This window comes from Brucella sp. RRSP16 (assembly GCF_052246815.1).
GTDB classification, from domain to species: Bacteria; Pseudomonadota; Alphaproteobacteria; order Rhizobiales; family Rhizobiaceae; genus Brucella; species Brucella intermedia.
Map to the genome: position 1 here is coordinate 187,193 of NZ_JBQQAM010000009.1, position 17,585 is coordinate 204,777.

Sequence of the window (17,585 nt, forward strand, 5' to 3'; positions counted from 1 at the left end):
TCATGCGCCTCCTTCCGGGGCTTCTGGCGGCGGGAAAGCGGCGATTTCGTTGGCGTAACCGCTCAGGATCATTTGTTCGGTGGTGCGGTCACGCTCAGGGGAAGGCAAAGCCCATGAACGGCTATGCGCATATTTCGCGTTGCCGTATCTGCCAGCGATGTGAGTAGCGGCTTGCCCGCTGAGTACCGTTCGAATTTCCGCTTCCTTTGTTTCGATTGCGGCGAGCAATGGGCGCATCTGATCTGCAAGCGCGTCGGCCTGCTGTGCCAGTGCGATCAAATCCTCAATGAGTGTCTGCAAGGGGTCCATCGTCTAAAGTCCTTTCGGTTCAACGTTTAAAGTCGTAAGCGCCGCCAGTTGGGTCGTAATCAACCTCCACATCGTTCGGGCTATCGGGCCAGTCGGGTAGGATTGGGCGATATACGGGCGCTGACTGCGGCTTGGGCGCAGCCCAGTCCTCGACAGGCTGTGACGCTTTCGGCGCGCTGGCAGGCTGGTTCTGTAGCGCGGCGGCGGCTTCTGGCTGCGCAGTCCCGGCATCAGGCGAGGACACGGGCGCTGGCTCGCTCTTAACTGGCGCAGCGGCCATGACTGGCGCGGCGGCTGGCTTCGTATCCAACTGGCGAGCATCCGCGCGGGCAAGGCGATCAGCAAGACCGTCAACGCTTCCGAGCATTAGCTTGTCGTTATACAGGCTCAGGTGACGTGCAAGCTGGTCGAGAGCCTTTGACTTATCGGCCAGCTTCACAACGAAGTTGCCCGCCTTGTCCCAATGCCAACCGACGATAGCGCGTCGCACGTTTTCGGGCAGGCGCTTGATATCCGCAACATTGCGCAGGCCGTGAATGATCCTACCTTCTATAACCCATGCCTCATCTGCATCAGGCTCCGCCTCGCCATCAATCATCAGGTCAGACGGATCATAGAACGCCATGGTGGCTATCTCAGACAGGACGCGCTCAGCCGTGATTTCAAGCTTATCGGCTCGATCAGCCATGGCAGCATTGATTGCCGCTGCGATCTCAGGCCGGGCGAGTATCTGCGCAGCCTGTTCCTTCGCCGTCTTTTCCGAGTAGCCAGCGCGGATAGCGGCCTGTGTGCCGTTGAGGTCAACCAGAAATTCTTGAACGAAAAGTGCTTGTTTAGGGGTCATCGATCCGGCGACGTTAAGTTTTGTGTAGTCGCAGGATCGAAGGCGAACAGTTTCCAACGCCAGCAAAGAAGCGCATAAAAACACGATCAACACGAAATTATTTTTGGGGGACGCCGACCGATGAACAGGAAGCCGCTTGACGAACAGGCGCGAGACTTCTGGTGTGCGGCGTGGTTCTATCGTCGAGCATCAGGACGCGACACGAGCCAAGCCGTGAATATCTTGCAACAGATTGAGCAACAATATCATGAGATGATCAGAATAAAGGCCGCTGATATTCTGACAAAAATCACCCAGGGTGATTGAACACGCATTTCGAGCCGATTATTATGCTGGTCAGCGCGACATCGACGCTGCATCACCGGCATGTAGAAGATCAAAGAATTCCGCTTGACGAAATCATACTGTGATTATGATTGGCGAGAACCAAATCATGGGGGATTTGGTGATTCTGTTGAGGCGGGGATTATCATGAAAATTCGAGTTGCACTTTTGGCAGCTATTTGCGGCTTGGTCGGGTGCCAGACATTCGAAAATATGGATGCTGGGTTGTCTTCGTTGAGAGGAAAGCCATATCAAGCAGCTTTTGACGTTTTGGGATTTCCTGATGCTGAGAGCAAAATAGCAGACCGACGAGTATTCTCATGGGGTACTAGGCAAACTGGATCGTATAACGTTCCCACTTACAACACGAGTACTGCTTATGTTGGCGGGAAACCGGTTTACATTCAATCACAGGGAACAAGTACCGAATATTACGATTACAATTGCCGCATTGATGTCATCGTAAATTCGGCGGGAATTATCGAGCAGTCGAAATATGAGGGGAATATTGGAGGCTGCGAGCGTTATGGGAATTTGTTGGCTCCAAGGAAAAACAAGCCAAAATAGTAGCTGGAATCGGTTCGAACCGGTTCGATCGGTTTTTCCTAAAGTACCCGGATGCTGTGGCGTATACGTAAGAATTATGAGCCTTCTGGTATCTTTATAATAATAACCGATTCCACCCATTCCACCGATTATTATTGAAATAATTCAATATCTTATAGGTGGAATCGGTTTTCCGTTCATCCAATTCCACCAATTCCAAAACCGAAGTTGAGACCACTACATAAGTCAACCAAGTGGAATCGGTTCGTCGGTGGAACCGGTTCACCCGTGCCGAACCAATTCCGGCACAAAGCGCACGTGATCAGCAAAGAACGTGGCAGATACTTTACTTTTGATATTTCAACTGGTTACTGGTAACGCCGCTGCTTCACGGCCATCTCTTTATAGTTCTTCTTTCGCTTGCAACCCATTCAGACCGATAAAACAATCGCAACAATATCAATACGACTGCATTAACAAAAATACCCCGAGGGTTGTTCTTGAAGGCGCCTTTTCCTCCGGGTAGGTCTGATTGCAATTTGTCACAAAAGTCACTGATCTTTTTATCTGAGAACGACAGACCGTGAATGCTGTGCGCAAACTCGTTTCGCACTTTGCGTATTAAGTCGCATTCCGAACGCTCGTGTTCATCAATCAATCCCAAAGCGTAACATGCCTTTATCCGAGATGAGAATGTGCCAAGAGGTGCTGTGCCACCTTCCAGAACATCTTTGGTGATTTTGCCTTTCACCATAAACGAGCGCAGGGTATCCAACAATTTCTGGTCAATCATCGCTGCTCCCACTAGGGCCGCACCTCGTTCCGTTTCATCTTGAAACTCTTTGAGAAAAGAAGAGACCAGTTCAATATCTTTATCGCGCATAACGGTACCACTTGACCAAATCGATTTCCTGATCGATCCATAATGAGAACTACGGGGGGATATATGGGAATTAACAATAGTCGAGAGTTTATTAAGGAAATCAAAGGGCATCCTGAAAATTTCTACGTCATTCACTATTCTTGCCAAAACCTGAATGATGACAATGAGGCGCTCTCACCACGCATCACATCTATTGCCATCACACACTACGCAACGGAACAGACGGTTAGCTTTTCTACGCATTCTATTGCTGAAGAACTTCGTATTCCCCGCGAAAATGTCAGAGAACGGTTCGATGAGGTTGAACTTAGCTTGTTGCGGGGTTTTTATGCTTTCGTGCGGGATCGTCGCGACAAATATTGGGTTCATTGGAATATGCGAAACCTTACCTATGGTTTCGAGCATCTTGAACATAGATACCGTGTTCTTGGTGGCAATGACGCACCAGTGATCCCTGTAGAGCGGCGTCTAAATTTAAATGATCTTCTAGCCGACCGTTACGGTAACGATTACGCGGCACATCCAAAGTTGAAAACTTTAATGGAGTCGAACGGTGGTATACACCGCGATTTTCTCGCTGGCGAAGAAGAAGTCAGAGCATTTCAGAACAACGAATTTATGAGAATGCACAATTCGACGCTGTGTAAAGTAGGTTTCTTTCATTCCGTTATCCGTAAGCTTTTGCGCGGCAAACTGCGCACCGCGTCGCGCGGCTTTGGCATTGCTTTGGATAAGATATTTGAAAGTCGCTATGCGAAAGGCATTGGTCTATTTGCAACGGCAATCACCATAGGCGTCGGCGTCTGGCAGATTTACCTTTGGATTAAGGAGATGATGTCCACCTAAAGAATTAGGGGATTGTCTACTCGTTGCCTGATCCAGCCACACGAATCACTTCACCGAGCAGCACATCAAGTTCAGCGGAAAAATCCACTTGCACAGCGGTAGGCACGTCCTCGCGAGGTCTGATTGGGGAATGCAGATGCATATCGGCAATGTTCCGAAGCGATCCTTCAAGCCGTTGCATAGACGCTTTGAATGATTTCAACGATTTTAGATTACCGTAGTTGTTCGCAACTTCCGCGAACGTGTTGAAGCCGAGTACAGGCGGCACGTGATTAAGGACCGTGCGCAGAAGCATTGCGGTTGACATATGGCAGCGATTGGCCGAAGCAACGTTCATTTCACGGCAAAGCTCTATAAGTCGCGCAAAATCCCATGGCGCATTGCTGATCCCTTGCAGCGCCAGAATACGCCCCGAATCAACATAAGGCTTAGCACCGGCAGGTGATGCGGGGGGCTTTGCTCGCTTACGGTTGATTGCCCTAACCCCGGCCTGAACTATCTTGGATGCTTCTTCAACAGATGCATATGACGGCCCGCCAAAGAAGCCGCCTGCACCGGAGTTTACCGAGCGGATAAGGTTCATCGAATACTCATTCGCATAGCCTAGCTCTTGATCGAGGATGGACTTGGCTTCGATAGCCAATGCCTTGAAACTGGCCGCATGTTGGATCGGGAGATAAAGGCCGGACATACTGCTCCCGTTAACGAATAAGGGGAGAAGCGCGTCCATGGTTTCGGCTATAGCTGTCAAATCTTCGGTCATAAGGCAAACAATCTCGTCGGATGTGAACACGTCAGCTTTCTACCACGGCTGGCTCGCTCCGTAAGAATAGAAAGTGCACAGGAGGTCAGACCAATGCAATCGGTTCGTTGCCGCAAAAAACGCTGCAATGCCCGCCCCGTGACTTCCGTACTGTTTGGTCTCACCAATGGCCCCTTGCCTCCTGACTATCACGCGCCGGGTCACCCGGTCGCCACCACTCAGCAACGTGAAGATCGCCACGCACGTAGGCGCGAACTTTCTTTCCATCAGCATTGCGAATACCGCTATCCTTGCGTTCGAAACCAAGGCCCGCCATAGCTGCTTTCATGCTGGCATGGTGTGCTTTAGTCAGTTTGTTGATGCTGTCAGCCCCATCAATTCCGACCAGCTTCCAAACGTCCACCGCTTCTATCTTGAGTGATCCTTCCGGAAATTGCTCGTCCAGCATTTCCGCCCACGGCCCGAAGTCCGTCACAGATTGCGTCATCACAGCGGCATCAGCCTGTAGCGCTTCATTATCAAGCCAGAGACTTTCATTCGGCTCAGCCGCGAGAGCTTCGGCCCATAGTTGATCACGAACCGATGCGACCCCGGCAGGATCGCAGGACGCGACGTTGACGATCCACCATCTGCGATTGCCGGTTAAATCGTTGAGGAATGCGCTTTCGTTCGTTGTACCGATCAGGACGAATTGCCGTGGCCGCGTGACGGCATATCGAGCATAGGACAGACGCGCTTTGTCAGAAACCGTGGTGATGAACGACTTGACCGCGTTCGCTTCCCTTCGGCTCAACCCGTCAAGCTCAGCGAGTTCTACGACCCATGCGCCGGTTGAATTCTCAATCGTCTCTTTCGCATCGGCTCCGACCTTCAATTGGTCTGTAAACCATGTCTCATCACGGCACAGAGCCTTGACCATTGACGACTTCATCGCGCCTTGCGGTCCCCGAAGCACAAGAGCATGATCAAATTTGCAACCGGGTTGCTTCACACGGCGCACAGCAGCACACAGCGATTTCCTCGAAAACGCCCGGTTTAGCTCCGTATCCTCGGCACCGGCATAATCGATCAGCCAAGTATCCAAGCGTGGGACGCCGTCCCATTCCAGCCCGTCGAGGTAGTCTCGTACAGGATGATATGCGTTGCGCTCAGCGATCAAGCCAATGGCATCAGTGATTTTGTCCTTGGCCGGTTCCTTGCCATTGGCGGCGTATGACACGGAGAAACGTATTTCAGCCAAACGATTGTCGGTCATGGGCACGATGTCACGCGGTCGATGGATTTCAATTTCGCCCGATAGTTCGTTCTGTCTAATCAGCCATTTGCGGTCGATAAGAAAGGCTTCTAACTCGAAGTCGAATTGCTCCATCTTGAGAAGCTGACCAGCACGAAGGTTTTCATTCGCGGGCGGCTCGGTTGGCTTAATGTCTGCCCAACTTTGCCAATGAAAAGGTGCCGCATTGTCAGGCTCGATGTCGCCGGTCAGCCCATCAGCTTCATAGGCGCTTAGCGGTGGTAGTGCAAAACGGTCCATCATGCCCCCCGATCATTAGAATGGCTAAAGCCAAACATGCCGCAGCGGGCTTCAACACGTTCCACAAATTCCCGGCACCGATGGTAGAAGTTGATCGCTGCATAAACCCTCTGGTTGGCTGGCGCATCAATGACGCTATAGCGATCTGGTCGGATGCCGTTGTCGATTAGGAGAAACCGTGGATCGTGCCGGGCGGCAATCTGTGCCGCAAGCTGGTTCGTGACATCATCATTCCAAGACATGATATCGTGCAGTGTAGATCGTACTGCACCGGGCAGTGCTTCAATATCATCAAGATCATGAGCGCGACACGCCAGCAGATAGAATTCCGGGTGCCCGTAATCGTCCAGCGTTCTTGCTAAGTCTAGATCGGTTAAGTTTCCGCAAGCGTCATGAACAGGCATGGGCGCATACGGACGACAAAGACGAATAATGCGGCCACCTTCCGAAGTATAAACAGTCGGAGGGATCGTTAGGATCGATGGGTTTTCAGTTTCTTTTTTCATATTAAGCCCTGCTTTTGACAGGGCCGCCACTGTGATGTATAAAAAAGACACATCATTTATCTTTCGCAGTGCGCGGCCCTCGATTGAAATCGGGGGTTTTTCTTTGCACTGTTCTCACTTGGTTTGGTTGATTTGGATAATTTATGCGACTGCCGATGATGACCGGCAGGGATTACAGCGTTTAAACGTCAAGCCGCGTTGGCCTGCATGTTGTTGATGACCAGCCGATAGCCCTGAGCGTAGCCAACATTCTCAATTCGCACCTGTGTCCCTTCCAGCGCACGGCGGAGCTTGAACAGGCAGACCTTGAAAGCGTTGTACTGTTTCGTTGGCTCATCGGCTCTCTGATCAGCATCGGGACGCATCGCGCGATACATAGTCTCTGTCGCGACGGGCTGGCCGTCACCGGCCCATAGAGCAGCGAGAATGCGCGCTTCCATCTTAGGGAGCGCCAGAACTTCGGTTATGAGATCGGCGTTGAGCAATGGCTGTGCGTTGCCGCAGCACGGGCAGGATATGACCGGCATGACGGAAGGCCTCACGCAGCGTAAGACGGAAGGCCGTCAACGTATGCCTTCAAATCGTCTGCTCGGATCACCGTTCGCGATCCAATTTTGACGGCCTTAACCTCACCCTTATTGAGAAGTTCGTAGAATTTTACGCGACCAATGCCGATCAGCTTGGCGGCTTCATCTACAGTGTAAGCAAGTTTCTGTTCCATGTCCGAACCTTTCTGTATTCGTTCGAACATTTAGATAATACGAATTTCTGGCGTTGTGTAAAATTTCAGAATTCCTGAATTTCAGAAGCTATATTTTCACGGAAATAGCCGTTGTGTAAAATACAACGTCAATCACTAAGCTTATGAAATGACTACGGATGCAACACTAGATTTAATGTCGCCGCCGTTCGAAAATAAATTTTAATTTTTACACTTGACGCGTTTTTTCGTTAGGCGGTGCGCGTGCTTGCCTATCTTCCATCAAAGATAGAGACGATCCGCCGACTATTTTCAGGAACCAGCGGCACAATAGCTTGTGCGACGAGTTCCTCAAGGCCGGTCGCGATCCACTTCGCGTAATGGCGTTCAATCATTGCCACACTGGTATCATGAACGGCGGCGACCAGCCGGATAGGCAGATTGACCCGGATGCCACGCACGATAGACGAGTGGCGCAAGGCATAGGGGATTACACCCGACATCTTGGCTTTTTCAGTTATAGCAATCCAAGGGCGGCGCAATTCCGAAGATGTCACCCACGGACCTCGCCCGGTACGCTCCCATTCTGCCGGTCCGATCTGCTGAACTCGCCAGCGTTCCAAAAGCGTCGCTTCGCCGGGCCTACCGGTCGTAATAGGCAAGAGAACATCAAGAACATCACGACCTACCGGCACGGGCGTTGTGGCGCTCTTATTGCCTCCACGCCCCTTGCGACTGGTTGGCACCATCAGCCGCCCTTTGTCCTGCTGCACGTCTCGAACCTTCATTCGGATAATCTGCGAGAACCGTGCGCCGGTAGCCGCCAGAACCAGTACAAGCCGGAACAAATCACCTTCCCAATTGTGAGCGCTATCGATTTCCATTGCTGCTCGAATAAGGCGTGACACCTCAGCATCTTTCAAAACCTGATTGTCGCGAGCGGTTTCGCTTTCTTCGTGTGGACCGTCATCAGTTCTCGTTGCGAACGCGTGTTTAATTATGCCCGGCAGGGTAGGCGGCAGGCGGTCGCGGTGCGCGGCATAAGCAGCGTTGAGCGCGGCGCGTATGTCGTTCACAAGGCGTTGCCGAGTAGTCCCTTTCATTTCCTGTGGTAGACCGGCAAGCCATAGCGTCAAGTCTTTATCCTTTATGGCATGCAGCGCCACATCTGCTAGTCGATCCGGTTGAATTGCAAGCTGTTTGCCACGCTTCTCTTGCCCCAACAGGTGTCTGGATAAGCGACGGTTGGCATCGGATCGGCCTTCACGTCCCTTGCGGGCCGTCTCTCTAGCGTCTCGTTTCGCGATATATGTCTCAACAGCCGTCCGAATGGTGATCAGAGGACCATCAGCAATCGCTCTTGCTTCCGCTCTTGCTGCTTCAACGTGGGAGCGTCCAAGCCGTTCGGCCTCCAGAAAGGTCAACAATCCCTCTGTGGGCTTGTCGTTGATGTCGTTCGCTGGTCCCACTGGCATTTGTCGATAGTTCGCACCGACGCCGTGATTACGCCAGCGCACGAACCAAACGCCGGAACGCACACCTTTACGATAGAATAAGTGAGCCTCTGCATCGAGCCGACGCGCATGTTCTCCAATCGGCAGGCGTGATCTTGCCTTTGCCGTTGTTAGCTCAGCTTCCTTCAAAATCTTAGCCATCGCTCATATCCAATACGTCGAATATTCGTCGAATATACATATTCGACGGTTTGTGAACAACAGCGAACTGAATTCCTATAACTAATTAATTTTATTGAATGTATGTGAACAGTAGCGAACAAGAAAATACGAATTTTTACGCTCTCTCACGGCGCAAACAGGGGTTCGATTCCCCTTGGGCGTACCAGCATCATCCCCTTTTTCGCGGTCCAGCCAAGCTTGCTTGTCTACTCAAAGTTTTTCGATCCAGCAAAACTGCAATCATCCCATGTTCACGGGATATGAATGCTACGCATGGTAGTGGTAGTATCTGGCATGTGGAAAATTGGATCGACTATTTATCCTCAAATCCATAATGCGGTCAGGGTGAAGGGCATTCTTGCCGAACCTTTCACGCCGAGAGACGTGCGTCGCGTCGCTCCCGGCTGGCCTTACTCCAGATACTTCTCTTTCCTCGCCGAAAATTGTACCGCCAATCAACCGGAAGGCGATGCGCTTTTCGTGCGGGTCGGCAGGGGACAATACCATCTGAACGACAAGGTGTCCGGCTCGCAGGTGGAGCCCGGTCACTGGAGCGTGATCCGGCCGGAGTGAAACGAGGATCGACAAGATCATGCTTCAAACAGACGAGATTGGAGCGCCGAACTGATTCAACCAGATCGATATGCGCTCCCATGCGCAATCCCAACAAGGGCTGGGGAGATCGGTGCGCTGCCAGTTGCAAAAATTTGCAACTGGAGCCCGGACAGTGCATAATTGCCACATGAGTGAATCGTACAAGAAACCCGATTATGAACAGGAACTGCGCCAGGCAGGCGTCCGCATCACGCGGCCGCGCCGGATCATCCTGAACATATTGACCGAGACGGAAGATCACCCCGACGCGCTGGAGATTTTCCGCCGGGCGGTCGAGATCGACAGCAGCATTTCGCTGTCGACCGTCTATCGCACGATGAAGCTTCTGGAAGAGCGTGGCGCGATTCACCGGCACGCCTTTGCCGGCGGGCCCTCGCGTTTCGAGCAGGCGAGCGGCGCGCATCACGACCATATCATCGACATGGATTCCGGCGAGGTGGTCGAATTCCGCTCCGACAAGATCGAAAAGCTGCAGGAAGAAATCGCCCGGTCGCTCGGTTACGAGATCGTCCATCACCGGCTCGAACTTTATTGCAAAAAAATCGGAAACTGACGGAACCAAATTTCGTTTGCCGCGTTTAGCGCCCATGAAGGCCGTGACCCCGCCCCCACAACGCGGTCTTCACAGTTCGCCTCAACCTCCCCGCACGAGGCGAGCGGCGAGAATGCCGCGCTGACCGTTAAACGTTAAGCAGCTGGCGTTCCGCAAATTCAGAGCAAGTCGCCGTGGTTCAGGCTCAAGGCCGGGACCATGGCGGCTTTTTTTTGATCTCCCAAATGTCCCAGAACGCCCACTAAAGCGGTTCCTCACAGAATCGCCGGAACCGCTCTAACTATTTGTTTTATCGCATTATCCAACGCAAAACCGTTTCACACTTTTGCTGGAAATGCTCTAACGCCTTACGCATCAGGCGTCGAACTGCTCCGTGGGGATGGTGAGCGAATAGACCGCCCCGGTACCGTCGATGCGATAATCGGCGTGACCATTGACGGAGGCGGGGACGATGCGCTGCAACACGGCGCTGCCGAACCGCGGGTCATGCTCGAAAACCTCGGGCATCGCCGGATTGGTTTCTTCCCAGAGGAATTCCAGCCGGTCGACGCCGCCCGTCAGATGAAGGACCTTCGCCGAAATCTTCACCCGGCCATAGGGGATGGAAAGACCGCCGAACGAGGTCGCATTGACCACGAGTTCATGCAGCGCAAGGCCGACATGCAGGGCCGCGCCCGGGAAAAGATAGGGGTTATCTCCTTCGATGCTCAGGCGCTCGTCGCTGACGTCGATATATTTCTCGACCTGCGAATGCACGAGATCGCGAAACAATGCGCCGCGCCAGTTCGAATCCGTCACCAGATCCTGCGAATAGGACAGCGACTGGATGCGCCCGCGAAACTTCAGCAGGAAATCATCGATTGTGTCTGTAAAGCGCGCCGTCTGGCTGGCGATGCTCTGCACGATGGCCAGAAGGTTCTTGGAGCGGTGACTTACTTCGCGCAGCAGGGTCTTCAGCACCTGCTCGCGCCGCTTCAGCTCGCTGATCTCGATCGCCGTGGTGACGAGGCCCTGAATATTGCCCTCGTCGTCGCGGTCACAATCGACATGAAACTCTATCCAGCGCAGCTTGTCGCCGTCATTGATGGCGATCTCCACATTCTGCGCTTCGCCCGTATCAAGCGCCGCCTGCTTGGCGCCGACAAGCTTGTGCAGGGCTGCGGAGAAGATGAAGTCGCAGTCGTTGCCGCCCACTTTCCACTTTTCCTGCCAGTAGAGCGGAATGTTCTCGCCCCACGAATAGGCGAGGTCGGGGCCTTGATAGAGCACGCAGACATTGCTGTTGCGCACTGCCCGCAACAGGGCCCGCAGACGCGCTGCGTCCGGCTCGGTATCCTGCAGGTTGAATTTTGTGCCAGCTGTCATGTCTGCCTCATTCAACCCGCAGCCCACTCAGCGCATTTCCAGCAAAAGTGCCAAGCGGTTTTGCGGTGGAGGATGCAACGAAACAAATAGCCGGACCGCCCATTGGCGACACGTCAAAAACTCCGGAAAGACTGATCGGAAATCTGCGTGCCATTGCGTCCGTTTTCTTCGACCGGCTGGCGGGTCGCGGTCGAGCCTTCATTTTCCGGTCGTTGAACCGGCCCAAATCCTTAAATCGGTAAACCGCCGCATGGCTTATGCGGCGGTCACCTTCACTGGAGTCTAATATAGGCTGGGCTTTCAGGAGGTCAAAAACAGCCTTCGGTCTTGTGCGGTCTAAGCCTTGCGGATCGCCGACGCGATGAGCGAAATGACGAGCAAGGCAAGGAACACAAAGAACAGAATCTGCGCTATACCAGCCGACGCACCAGCGATGCCGCCGAAGCCAAGCGCACCTGCTACGAGTGCCACCACGAGAAATACAAGCGCATAGTAAAGCATTTTCGGTCTCCTCTTTATTGGGTGAAGAAGAAACGCCATCCAAGCGGTATTTGTTCCGTGGTCCGGGGAAAATTAGCGCGCTCACAACTCTAAATACTCATAACGGGGCGTAAGGCGGGGTGATTGACAGATGGGCGAAGTGCTAACGGGCCGAAGTCCCGAAAGGCATGCCTTTCGGGACTTCGTATCAAGGCAATCGCTTCGCTTCCTGCCGCTAGGCTGCGACCTGCGAGGCTTCCTCGAAGAAGAGCGCCTGGCTGATCAGTGCTTTCACCATATCCGGATTGAACGGCTTGGTGACGAGGAAGGTCGGTTCCGGGCGTTCGCCCGTCAACAGGCGTTCCGGGAATGCGGTGATGAAGATGACCGGTATTGCATCGTTCTGCAGGATTTCATTCACCGCATCGATGCCCGAGCTGCCATCGGCGAGCTGGATATCGGCCAGCACCATGCGCGGCTTCTCCTGCCTGTAGAGCGCCAGCGCCTCATCCCTGGTGCGCGCGATGCCCACGACCTCATGGCCGAGGCTTTCCACCATCTGCTCGATATCCATCGCGATCAGCGGCTCATCCTCGATGATCATGATGCGCGTCGCCACCTGGCGCGAAATTTCGGTCGAAGCGACCGACAGGACGCGGCTCAGTTCGGCGTCGTCCAGTTCGAGAATTTCGGCGGCTTCCTTGTCGGAAAAACCCTCTACTGCCACAAGCAGGAAGGCCTGACGCGGCAGCGGGGCGATATGGGCAAGATTTCTTGCCGCCTGCTGTTCCCATGCAAATTCCGACGCCGGTTCCGGCACGCGGACGGAGGCCGTCTTGTAGAGATTGCAGAAAAGGCGATAGAGACCGATCCGGTCGGAGGAACCCTCCGGGAATATGCTCACATCGGCGATCAATGCTTCAAGCGCCGCCGCCACATAGGCATCGCCGGAAGCCTGCGAGCCGGTAAGAGCGCGGGAAAAACGACGAAGATAGGGAAGGTGCGGCGCGATACGCGTCGATAACGTCATGGTAATGGAACTCCTCAACTGCCGCTTTCGTTCATTGAATGCACATTGGCGAACAGGTTTGACCCTCTCCCGCCTATGCTTTGAGCGCAGCATTATGTTACCCTAAACGGGGCGTTTTGAAAAAAGTTCCGCAAGTTGGAAATATAATCGGGAACTTTTTAGAAACCCGCGCATTTCCCGGACAAGCAGGGGCTTAGATTAATAGGGTAGGGCAATCAGCCCGGAATGATCAAGATATGGCAGAAAAAGAAAACCTTCTTATGAACGGAGCCGGGGTTCGGTCGACCCGCCGCGTTCAGAAGGATATATTAGGACCAAATTGTGAAGTCGGATTGAAACTAAAGGCACTGTACACCTCGATACAGGACGAGACGATCCCGGATCGCTTCCTCGATCTTCTCGAAAAACTCGATCAGGCTGAACAGGAGAGTATGCGTGAACACAGCACCCGGTCCGTCGGTTGAGAGTAATGCACAGTTCAAGCGAGAACTCCTGTCGTCGCTGCCGAGCCTGCGCGCCTTCGCGGTGTCGCTGATCGGCCAGCATGACAAAGCGGATGATCTCGTACAGGATACGATCATGAAAGCCTGGGCCAAGCAGGAGTCCTTCGAGATGGGGACCAATATGAAGGCTTGGCTGTTCACCATCTTGCGCAATGAGTTCTACACGCAGATGCGCAAGCGCGGCCGCGAGGTGCAGGACACGGATGGCGTGTTCAGCGAGCAACTCGCCGTGCATCCTTCCCAATATGGCACGCTCGACCTGCAGGATTTCCGTGCAGCGCTGGAGCAGTTGCCGGACGACCAGCGCGAAGCGATCATCCTGATCGGCGCCTCGGGATTTGCCTATGAGGAAGCCGCCGAAATATGCGGCTGTGCCGTCGGAACCATCAAGAGCCGCGTCAGCCGTGCCCGCACGCGCCTGCAGGAAATCCTCAAGATCGAGGGCGAAAGCGATTACGGTCCCGATGCGGATTCATCGCGGGCCACGTTGAGAAGCTTCGCATGATGCATCTTTGATGCCCCTGTCCGCTGGACAGGGGAGAGCTTTTGTTGCAGAAAACCCGGACCTGTGCGGGTTTTTGCTCGCAGCGATTGCTTTTTATCTCCAGTCACTTGTAGGTTAGCGGTTGCTGATATTTCTTGTCGGCGCAGTGATTGTTGTTTGTGGGTTGCGTCTTGCCATCAGCCTTGTGGAAAAAACTGCTTCAATCGACGTCGAAGCCGGTTGCGGTTATCGTCTCGCTTGGGCTCGTGCTTCTGTCGGCGATCATGACCCTGTTTCTGTCGTCAGGCGTAAACCACCAGGTAATCGATATTTCCCGCAACTATGCCCTGCGCCAGCAGGTCGACAAGGTTGCGCGCCTTGCCAGCAATATTGAGATGAGCCGACGCGGCTATCTTCTGACGCTCGATGAGACCTATCTCGATCTCTATCGCAATACTATCCTGAGCGTCGACAAGACGCTCGCCGATCTTGAAGCCCTGACGGACCAGAACCCGTTGCAGGATGCGCGGGTCAAGCAGATCCGCGCGCTGGTCGAACGTGAACAGGAAGATGTGCGCGAGACGGTCGGTCTTGCGCAGGCTGGCAATGTGGCGGCAGCGGTGGAGAAAGTGCGCGGCGACGAGGGCAAGGTGCTGATGGACCAGCTCGCCAGCACGGTGACGCAATTCATCGATGCGGAAGAACAGCAGCTTCTCGAGCGCAACAAGCGCATCAACCGCATGCGCTACTGGATGACCGCCACCTCCATCGTGGCGCTGGCTTCCGCCGCCACGCTGGCGCTTTTGCTGTTCAGCCGCGTGCAGCGTTATGCGCGGTCTATGTTCGAGGGGCAGACCGCGCTGCGTTCCGAAAAACAGTTGCTGGAGCAGCGCGTGAAGGAACGGACCGCCGAGCTGGAAGAGGAGCGTCGCATCGCCGAGCGCGAGCGCCAGCGGGTCGAGCTTCTGCTACAGGACACCAACCATCGTATCGGCAATTCGCTGGCAACCGTGTCATCGCTGCTTGGCCTCCAGATGCGCCAGACCCGCAGCGAGGATGCACGCGCCGCCCTTGCCGCCGCCCGCGACCGCGTCCAGACAGTATCGACGGCACATCGCCGCCTGCGTCTGGGCGAGGACATGGAATCGGCCCGCGTGGACGATTTTCTTGGCACCGTCATCGATGATATCCGCAACGCCATCGGGCAGGATCGGAAGATCGAGTTCACCACCGATCTGGCGCCGCTTGACCTGAAAGCCCGCGATGTGACGACGATCGGCATCATTCTGGGCGAACTCGTCACCAATGCGATCAAGCATGCATTCAAGGGGCGCACGGAAGGCCATATCCGCATCAGCCTGAAGCCGGGTGAGGATGCCGTTCCGGTGCTGGTCGTGGAAGATGACGGCGTCGGACTGGACCATCACAAAACCGGCGAAAAGAACGGTCTCGGGACGCTCGTCATCGAGCAGCTTTGCATGCAGTTCGGCGAAAAGCCGGTTTATTGCAAGACCGATAATGGTGTTGGAACGCGGGTGATCGTTCGTCTGTCCTCGCTCCTCGAAAGCTCCGACAAGGCGGCGGGCCAATAGAAGCCCCTGGGTCCGAACGACGAACGCCGACCCCATGAGGCCGGCGTTTTCAAGGTTTGGACAGCGTGTCCCGATCAGGCGTGTCAGCTTCGCGGCGGGCGCTTTTTCTTGTCGGAAAGCAGCGAGACGAGCGCAATGCCCGCAAGCGGCAGGGCGGCGGCCAGTATCGGTCGCTTGAGGATGGCGGGAACGGTTGCGATTGCTGCCGTTGCCATCATGGCCGTCTTCTCCGCCTCCATTTTCTCCTTGCGCTTTCTGGCCTCTGACGCAGCCTGAATCTTCATCACCGCGAGGATGAGAAGCGCCACGATCAGCGACAATGCCGCGAGAATGAGGGCCGCCAGCGGACCGCCATAGCTCTGCGCAAGCGCCAGGAAAGCGGCGACACAGAGGAAGGTGACTGCGATGATCGCGAAGATCGCGATGGCCGCGCCGAAGATCGCGGCGCGTTTCGTCTGGCCCGCCACGAACTTCAGTTCCTCGCCTGCCATTGCAGTCAAAAGGGGCATGAGAGCTTTCAGCATGACCCGCCTCAGCGGCGCGAGAGCAGGGCCAGCAGATAGCCGACGCCGAGTGCAGTGGCGAGCGAGGCAATCGGGCGTTCCCGCACTGTTGCCGTAAGCTGAGCTTCGAGATCCTGCGCCTTGTTGCGCAGATCATCGATGGCGTCTTCGCCCTGGATATAGGCGCTCTTGTAGGTCTCCTTCGCGCTGCGTTTGGCGTCGCGGACCGTCTGCGAACCGAGATTGGCCAGTGTCGCCGCGATGGCGGCAATGTCTTCCTTGAGTTGCTCGACCTGTGCCTGAAGGTCTTCCGCGCTGGCATCGGTCAGCGCTTCCTCGATCTTTTCTTCGATCTTGCTCGTTTTCGCGGATGCTCGCGCCATATCGGCTCTCCTGTTCATTCTTTGTCTGATCGTTCGGATAACGTGCTGCCCGCCCAATGGTTGCATGCAAAGCCGCCAGCGGCAACAAGACCGGACGGTTGTTGCAAGGCATGGTAAATGGCGCTGCCGGAAGGCGCGGAAGCATCGCCTGCAATGCTTCCGCGCATAGTGCGAGGCTTTATTCGGCTTCGCCGTGCAGGATCGTGCCTTCCGGGTCCTTCTTGTAGGCTTCGTCCGAATAGGCGGGCTGGGCCTCAAGCTGTTCCTTGGTGAACTGCGTGAAGACGTTGAGCTTGTCGTCCTTGCCGCTCGCTACATCGAGATTGGCGATCGATACGGCCACCGGCTTGGAATTGATGCCGAGGAAGCCGCCGACATCCACGACGAATGCCTCCGTCTGCCCGTCGGCGGACATCAGCACATCGCCGACTGTCCCGATCTTGGTTTCGTCCGCGCCGAAAACAGTGGCCCCGATCAGCTTGTCGGCGCTCAGTCCTTCCGATGGCACCGGCTTCATGCCCTCGGGCATCACCCTGTCCGCCTTCTGCGTGGTGATCGTCTTTTCGGCGGCGGGCGGTTCGGCGCGCGGCGCGCCGTCGGCTGCGAAGGCCGTGTTGCGGTCGAAGGCCGGTGCCTTTTCGAGCTGTTCCTTGGTGGCATCCACGATCAGCCAGCGCTTGCCGTCTTCGCGAACCACCCATGACAGGCGGTCGAAGCCGATTGCGACGTTCTTTTCGCCGACGCCGAGGAAGCCGCCGACCCCGATCACCACCGCCTGCGGGCTGCCATCGGCGCCAAGGATCATGTCATTGACCGTGCCGATATTGGCGGCGTCATTGGAGGGGCCGTTATAGACCGCCTGTCCGATGAAGCCCGCCACCAGAAGCTGGCCGGGCGATGCAACGAAATATCCATTCTCGCTGGCGATCGGCTTTTCCTGTTTCTCATCGGAGAAAATCGGCGAACGGTCCTGAGCGAAAGCGGGCAGGGCGATCAGCGCGGCAAGAGCCGTGGAGGCGAGAAATCGTTTCATGAAAACTCCTGTCGGTAATTAAGGCAAACCGAAGGCGAGAGCGAATCTCGCCATCAACAGGAGAAAAAACGAGGGGAAACGGTTTCAGTTCCGCTCAAATTCCGTGTTATTGA

At 54.8% G+C, this 17,585-nt stretch carries 23 protein-coding genes; 8 read left to right on the top strand and 15 right to left on the bottom strand.

Going from position 1 to position 17,585, the window contains the following annotated elements:
* Positions 1-309 (bottom strand): hypothetical protein, encoded by a 309-nt coding sequence (locus tag ACS5UA_RS15865; protein WP_180881396.1) that lies wholly within the window; start codon positions 307-309, stop codon positions 1-3.
* A gap of 19 nt (positions 310-328) precedes the next feature.
* Entirely contained in the window at positions 329-1,153 is an 825-nt protein-coding gene (locus ACS5UA_RS15870) for a terminase small subunit (protein ID WP_180881395.1), read from the bottom strand.
* 120 nt (positions 1,154-1,273) lie between these two features.
* Between ACS5UA_RS15870 and ACS5UA_RS15875 the strand changes: the two genes are divergently transcribed.
* Both ACS5UA_RS15875 and ACS5UA_RS15880 read left to right on the top strand, forming a co-directional pair.
* A complete protein-coding gene (locus tag ACS5UA_RS15875; RefSeq protein ID WP_443101505.1) occupies positions 1,274-1,459 on the top strand; it encodes a hypothetical protein in 186 nt (61 codons plus the stop codon).
* 84 nt (positions 1,460-1,543) lie between these two features.
* The gene (locus ACS5UA_RS15880) at positions 1,544-2,044 is read left to right on the top strand and encodes a hypothetical protein (protein ID WP_180881394.1); all 501 of its coding nucleotides are present in this window, start codon (positions 1,544-1,546) and stop codon (positions 2,042-2,044) included.
* Between the two features lie 367 nt (positions 2,045-2,411).
* On the opposite strand, the gene ACS5UA_RS15885 is transcribed toward ACS5UA_RS15880, so the two are convergent.
* The gene (locus ACS5UA_RS15885; RefSeq protein WP_180881393.1) at positions 2,412-2,906 is read right to left on the bottom strand and encodes an MltR family transcriptional regulator; all 495 of its coding nucleotides are present in this window, start codon (positions 2,904-2,906) and stop codon (positions 2,412-2,414) included.
* Positions 2,907-2,969: 63 nt separating this feature from the next.
* Here ACS5UA_RS15885 and ACS5UA_RS15890 point away from each other — a divergent pair, with 63 nt between their 5' ends.
* Positions 2,970-3,752, top strand: coding sequence for a hypothetical protein (locus tag ACS5UA_RS15890; protein WP_180881392.1), 783 nt, complete (start codon positions 2,970-2,972; stop codon positions 3,750-3,752).
* Positions 3,753-3,768: 16 nt separating this feature from the next.
* On the opposite strand, the gene ACS5UA_RS15895 is transcribed toward ACS5UA_RS15890, so the two are convergent.
* The 6 genes from ACS5UA_RS15895 to ACS5UA_RS15920 all read right to left on the bottom strand — a co-directional run bounded on the left by ACS5UA_RS15895 (position 3,769) and on the right by ACS5UA_RS15920 (position 8,910).
* Complete coding sequence (locus ACS5UA_RS15895; RefSeq protein ID WP_443101506.1) at positions 3,769-4,515, bottom strand: hypothetical protein; 747 nt, start codon at positions 4,513-4,515, stop codon at positions 3,769-3,771.
* Positions 4,516-4,675: 160 nt separating this feature from the next.
* Complete coding sequence (locus ACS5UA_RS15900; RefSeq protein ID WP_443101507.1) at positions 4,676-6,049, bottom strand: VapE domain-containing protein; 1,374 nt, start codon at positions 6,047-6,049, stop codon at positions 4,676-4,678.
* A complete protein-coding gene (locus ACS5UA_RS15905) occupies positions 6,049-6,555 on the bottom strand; it encodes a hypothetical protein (protein ID WP_180882026.1) in 507 nt (168 codons plus the stop codon). The genes ACS5UA_RS15900 and ACS5UA_RS15905 overlap by 1 nt, the downstream gene beginning before the upstream one ends.
* 188 nt (positions 6,556-6,743) lie before the next feature.
* Positions 6,744-7,082, bottom strand: a complete 339-nt coding sequence (locus ACS5UA_RS15910) for a helix-turn-helix domain-containing protein (protein WP_180882027.1) — start codon at positions 7,080-7,082, stop codon at positions 6,744-6,746.
* A gap of 11 nt (positions 7,083-7,093) precedes the next feature.
* The gene (locus ACS5UA_RS15915; RefSeq protein WP_180882028.1) at positions 7,094-7,276 is read right to left on the bottom strand and encodes a helix-turn-helix domain-containing protein; all 183 of its coding nucleotides are present in this window, start codon (positions 7,274-7,276) and stop codon (positions 7,094-7,096) included.
* A gap of 251 nt (positions 7,277-7,527) precedes the next feature.
* A complete protein-coding gene (locus ACS5UA_RS15920; RefSeq protein WP_443101508.1) occupies positions 7,528-8,910 on the bottom strand; it encodes a tyrosine-type recombinase/integrase in 1,383 nt (460 codons plus the stop codon).
* Positions 8,911-9,225: 315 nt separating this feature from the next.
* Between ACS5UA_RS15920 and ACS5UA_RS15925 the strand changes: the two genes are divergently transcribed.
* Together ACS5UA_RS15925 and ACS5UA_RS15930 are read left to right on the top strand one after the other, a co-directional pair.
* Positions 9,226-9,504, top strand: a complete 279-nt coding sequence (locus tag ACS5UA_RS15925) for a hypothetical protein (protein ID WP_031347272.1) — start codon at positions 9,226-9,228, stop codon at positions 9,502-9,504.
* A 169-nt stretch (positions 9,505-9,673) separates the two neighbouring features.
* Entirely contained in the window at positions 9,674-10,099 is a 426-nt protein-coding gene (locus ACS5UA_RS15930; RefSeq protein WP_006473346.1) for a Fur family transcriptional regulator, read from the top strand.
* Positions 10,100-10,453: 354 nt separating this feature from the next.
* Here ACS5UA_RS15930 and ACS5UA_RS15935 read toward each other — a convergent pair whose 3' ends face one another.
* From ACS5UA_RS15935 to ACS5UA_RS15945, 3 genes are all read right to left on the bottom strand, one after another.
* A complete protein-coding gene (locus ACS5UA_RS15935) occupies positions 10,454-11,464 on the bottom strand; it encodes a sensor histidine kinase (RefSeq protein WP_021587977.1) in 1,011 nt (336 codons plus the stop codon).
* Between the two features lie 336 nt (positions 11,465-11,800).
* Positions 11,801-11,965, bottom strand: a complete 165-nt coding sequence (locus ACS5UA_RS15940) for a DUF1328 domain-containing protein (protein WP_006473348.1) — start codon at positions 11,963-11,965, stop codon at positions 11,801-11,803.
* Positions 11,966-12,179: 214 nt separating this feature from the next.
* Positions 12,180-12,974 (bottom strand): response regulator, encoded by a 795-nt coding sequence (locus tag ACS5UA_RS15945; RefSeq protein ID WP_022569738.1) that lies wholly within the window; start codon positions 12,972-12,974, stop codon positions 12,180-12,182.
* A gap of 236 nt (positions 12,975-13,210) precedes the next feature.
* Between ACS5UA_RS15945 and ACS5UA_RS15950 the strand changes: the two genes are divergently transcribed.
* The 3 genes from ACS5UA_RS15950 to ACS5UA_RS15960 all read left to right on the top strand — a co-directional run bounded on the left by ACS5UA_RS15950 (position 13,211) and on the right by ACS5UA_RS15960 (position 15,553).
* On the top strand, positions 13,211-13,438 hold the full coding sequence (locus ACS5UA_RS15950) for a NepR family anti-sigma factor (protein WP_006467674.1): 228 nt from the start codon (positions 13,211-13,213) through the stop codon (positions 13,436-13,438).
* Positions 13,410-13,982, top strand: a complete 573-nt coding sequence (locus ACS5UA_RS15955) for an RNA polymerase sigma factor (RefSeq protein ID WP_006467673.1) — start codon at positions 13,410-13,412, stop codon at positions 13,980-13,982. Before ACS5UA_RS15950 ends, ACS5UA_RS15955 begins: the two co-directional genes overlap by 29 nt.
* A 170-nt stretch (positions 13,983-14,152) precedes the next feature.
* Positions 14,153-15,553, top strand: a complete 1,401-nt coding sequence (locus ACS5UA_RS15960) for a sensor histidine kinase (protein WP_031347271.1) — start codon at positions 14,153-14,155, stop codon at positions 15,551-15,553.
* An 83-nt stretch (positions 15,554-15,636) separates the two neighbouring features.
* On the opposite strand, the gene ACS5UA_RS15965 is transcribed toward ACS5UA_RS15960, so the two are convergent.
* The 3 genes from ACS5UA_RS15965 to ACS5UA_RS15975 form a co-directional block, all read right to left on the bottom strand.
* Positions 15,637-16,077, bottom strand: a complete 441-nt coding sequence (locus ACS5UA_RS15965; RefSeq protein ID WP_021587974.1) for a phage holin family protein — start codon at positions 16,075-16,077, stop codon at positions 15,637-15,639.
* Positions 16,078-16,085: 8 nt separating this feature from the next.
* Positions 16,086-16,439, bottom strand: a complete 354-nt coding sequence (locus ACS5UA_RS15970) for a DUF883 family protein (RefSeq protein ID WP_006473237.1) — start codon at positions 16,437-16,439, stop codon at positions 16,086-16,088.
* A gap of 178 nt (positions 16,440-16,617) precedes the next feature.
* The gene (locus ACS5UA_RS15975) at positions 16,618-17,472 is read right to left on the bottom strand and encodes a PRC-barrel domain-containing protein (RefSeq protein WP_151599191.1); all 855 of its coding nucleotides are present in this window, start codon (positions 17,470-17,472) and stop codon (positions 16,618-16,620) included.
* Positions 17,473-17,585 lie beyond the last annotated feature (113 nt).

Excerpts from the sequence above, each read along its gene's own strand:
- ACS5UA_RS15920 (WP_443101508.1), bottom strand. The coding sequence starts at position 8,910 with ATGGCTAAGATTTTGAAGGAAGCTGAGCTAACAACGGCAAAGGCAAGA.
- ACS5UA_RS15865 (WP_180881396.1), bottom strand. The coding sequence starts at position 309 with ATGGACCCCTTGCAGACACTCATTGAGGATTTGATCGCACTGGCACAG.
- ACS5UA_RS15965 (WP_021587974.1), bottom strand. The coding sequence starts at position 16,077 with ATGCTGAAAGCTCTCATGCCCCTTTTGACTGCAATGGCAGGCGAGGAA.
- ACS5UA_RS15935 (WP_021587977.1), bottom strand. The coding sequence starts at position 11,464 with ATGACAGCTGGCACAAAATTCAACCTGCAGGATACCGAGCCGGACGCA.
- ACS5UA_RS15975 (WP_151599191.1), bottom strand. The coding sequence starts at position 17,472 with ATGAAACGATTTCTCGCCTCCACGGCTCTTGCCGCGCTGATCGCCCTG.
- ACS5UA_RS15930 (WP_006473346.1), top strand. The coding sequence starts at position 9,674 with ATGAGTGAATCGTACAAGAAACCCGATTATGAACAGGAACTGCGCCAG.
- ACS5UA_RS15895 (WP_443101506.1), bottom strand. The coding sequence starts at position 4,515 with ATGACCGAAGATTTGACAGCTATAGCCGAAACCATGGACGCGCTTCTC.
- ACS5UA_RS15940 (WP_006473348.1), bottom strand. The coding sequence starts at position 11,965 with ATGCTTTACTATGCGCTTGTATTTCTCGTGGTGGCACTCGTAGCAGGT.
- ACS5UA_RS15945 (WP_022569738.1), bottom strand. The coding sequence starts at position 12,974 with ATGACGTTATCGACGCGTATCGCGCCGCACCTTCCCTATCTTCGTCGT.
- ACS5UA_RS15890 (WP_180881392.1), top strand. The coding sequence starts at position 2,970 with ATGGGAATTAACAATAGTCGAGAGTTTATTAAGGAAATCAAAGGGCAT.
- ACS5UA_RS15905 (WP_180882026.1), bottom strand. The coding sequence starts at position 6,555 with ATGAAAAAAGAAACTGAAAACCCATCGATCCTAACGATCCCTCCGACT.
- ACS5UA_RS15915 (WP_180882028.1), bottom strand. The coding sequence starts at position 7,276 with ATGGAACAGAAACTTGCTTACACTGTAGATGAAGCCGCCAAGCTGATC.
- ACS5UA_RS15875 (WP_443101505.1), top strand. The coding sequence starts at position 1,274 with ATGAACAGGAAGCCGCTTGACGAACAGGCGCGAGACTTCTGGTGTGCG.
- ACS5UA_RS15885 (WP_180881393.1), bottom strand. The coding sequence starts at position 2,906 with ATGCGCGATAAAGATATTGAACTGGTCTCTTCTTTTCTCAAAGAGTTT.
- ACS5UA_RS15950 (WP_006467674.1), top strand. The coding sequence starts at position 13,211 with ATGGCAGAAAAAGAAAACCTTCTTATGAACGGAGCCGGGGTTCGGTCG.
- ACS5UA_RS15910 (WP_180882027.1), bottom strand. The coding sequence starts at position 7,082 with ATGCCGGTCATATCCTGCCCGTGCTGCGGCAACGCACAGCCATTGCTC.
- ACS5UA_RS15900 (WP_443101507.1), bottom strand. The coding sequence starts at position 6,049 with ATGGACCGTTTTGCACTACCACCGCTAAGCGCCTATGAAGCTGATGGG.
- ACS5UA_RS15970 (WP_006473237.1), bottom strand. The coding sequence starts at position 16,439 with ATGGCGCGAGCATCCGCGAAAACGAGCAAGATCGAAGAAAAGATCGAG.
- ACS5UA_RS15925 (WP_031347272.1), top strand. The coding sequence starts at position 9,226 with ATGTGGAAAATTGGATCGACTATTTATCCTCAAATCCATAATGCGGTC.
- ACS5UA_RS15870 (WP_180881395.1), bottom strand. The coding sequence starts at position 1,153 with ATGACCCCTAAACAAGCACTTTTCGTTCAAGAATTTCTGGTTGACCTC.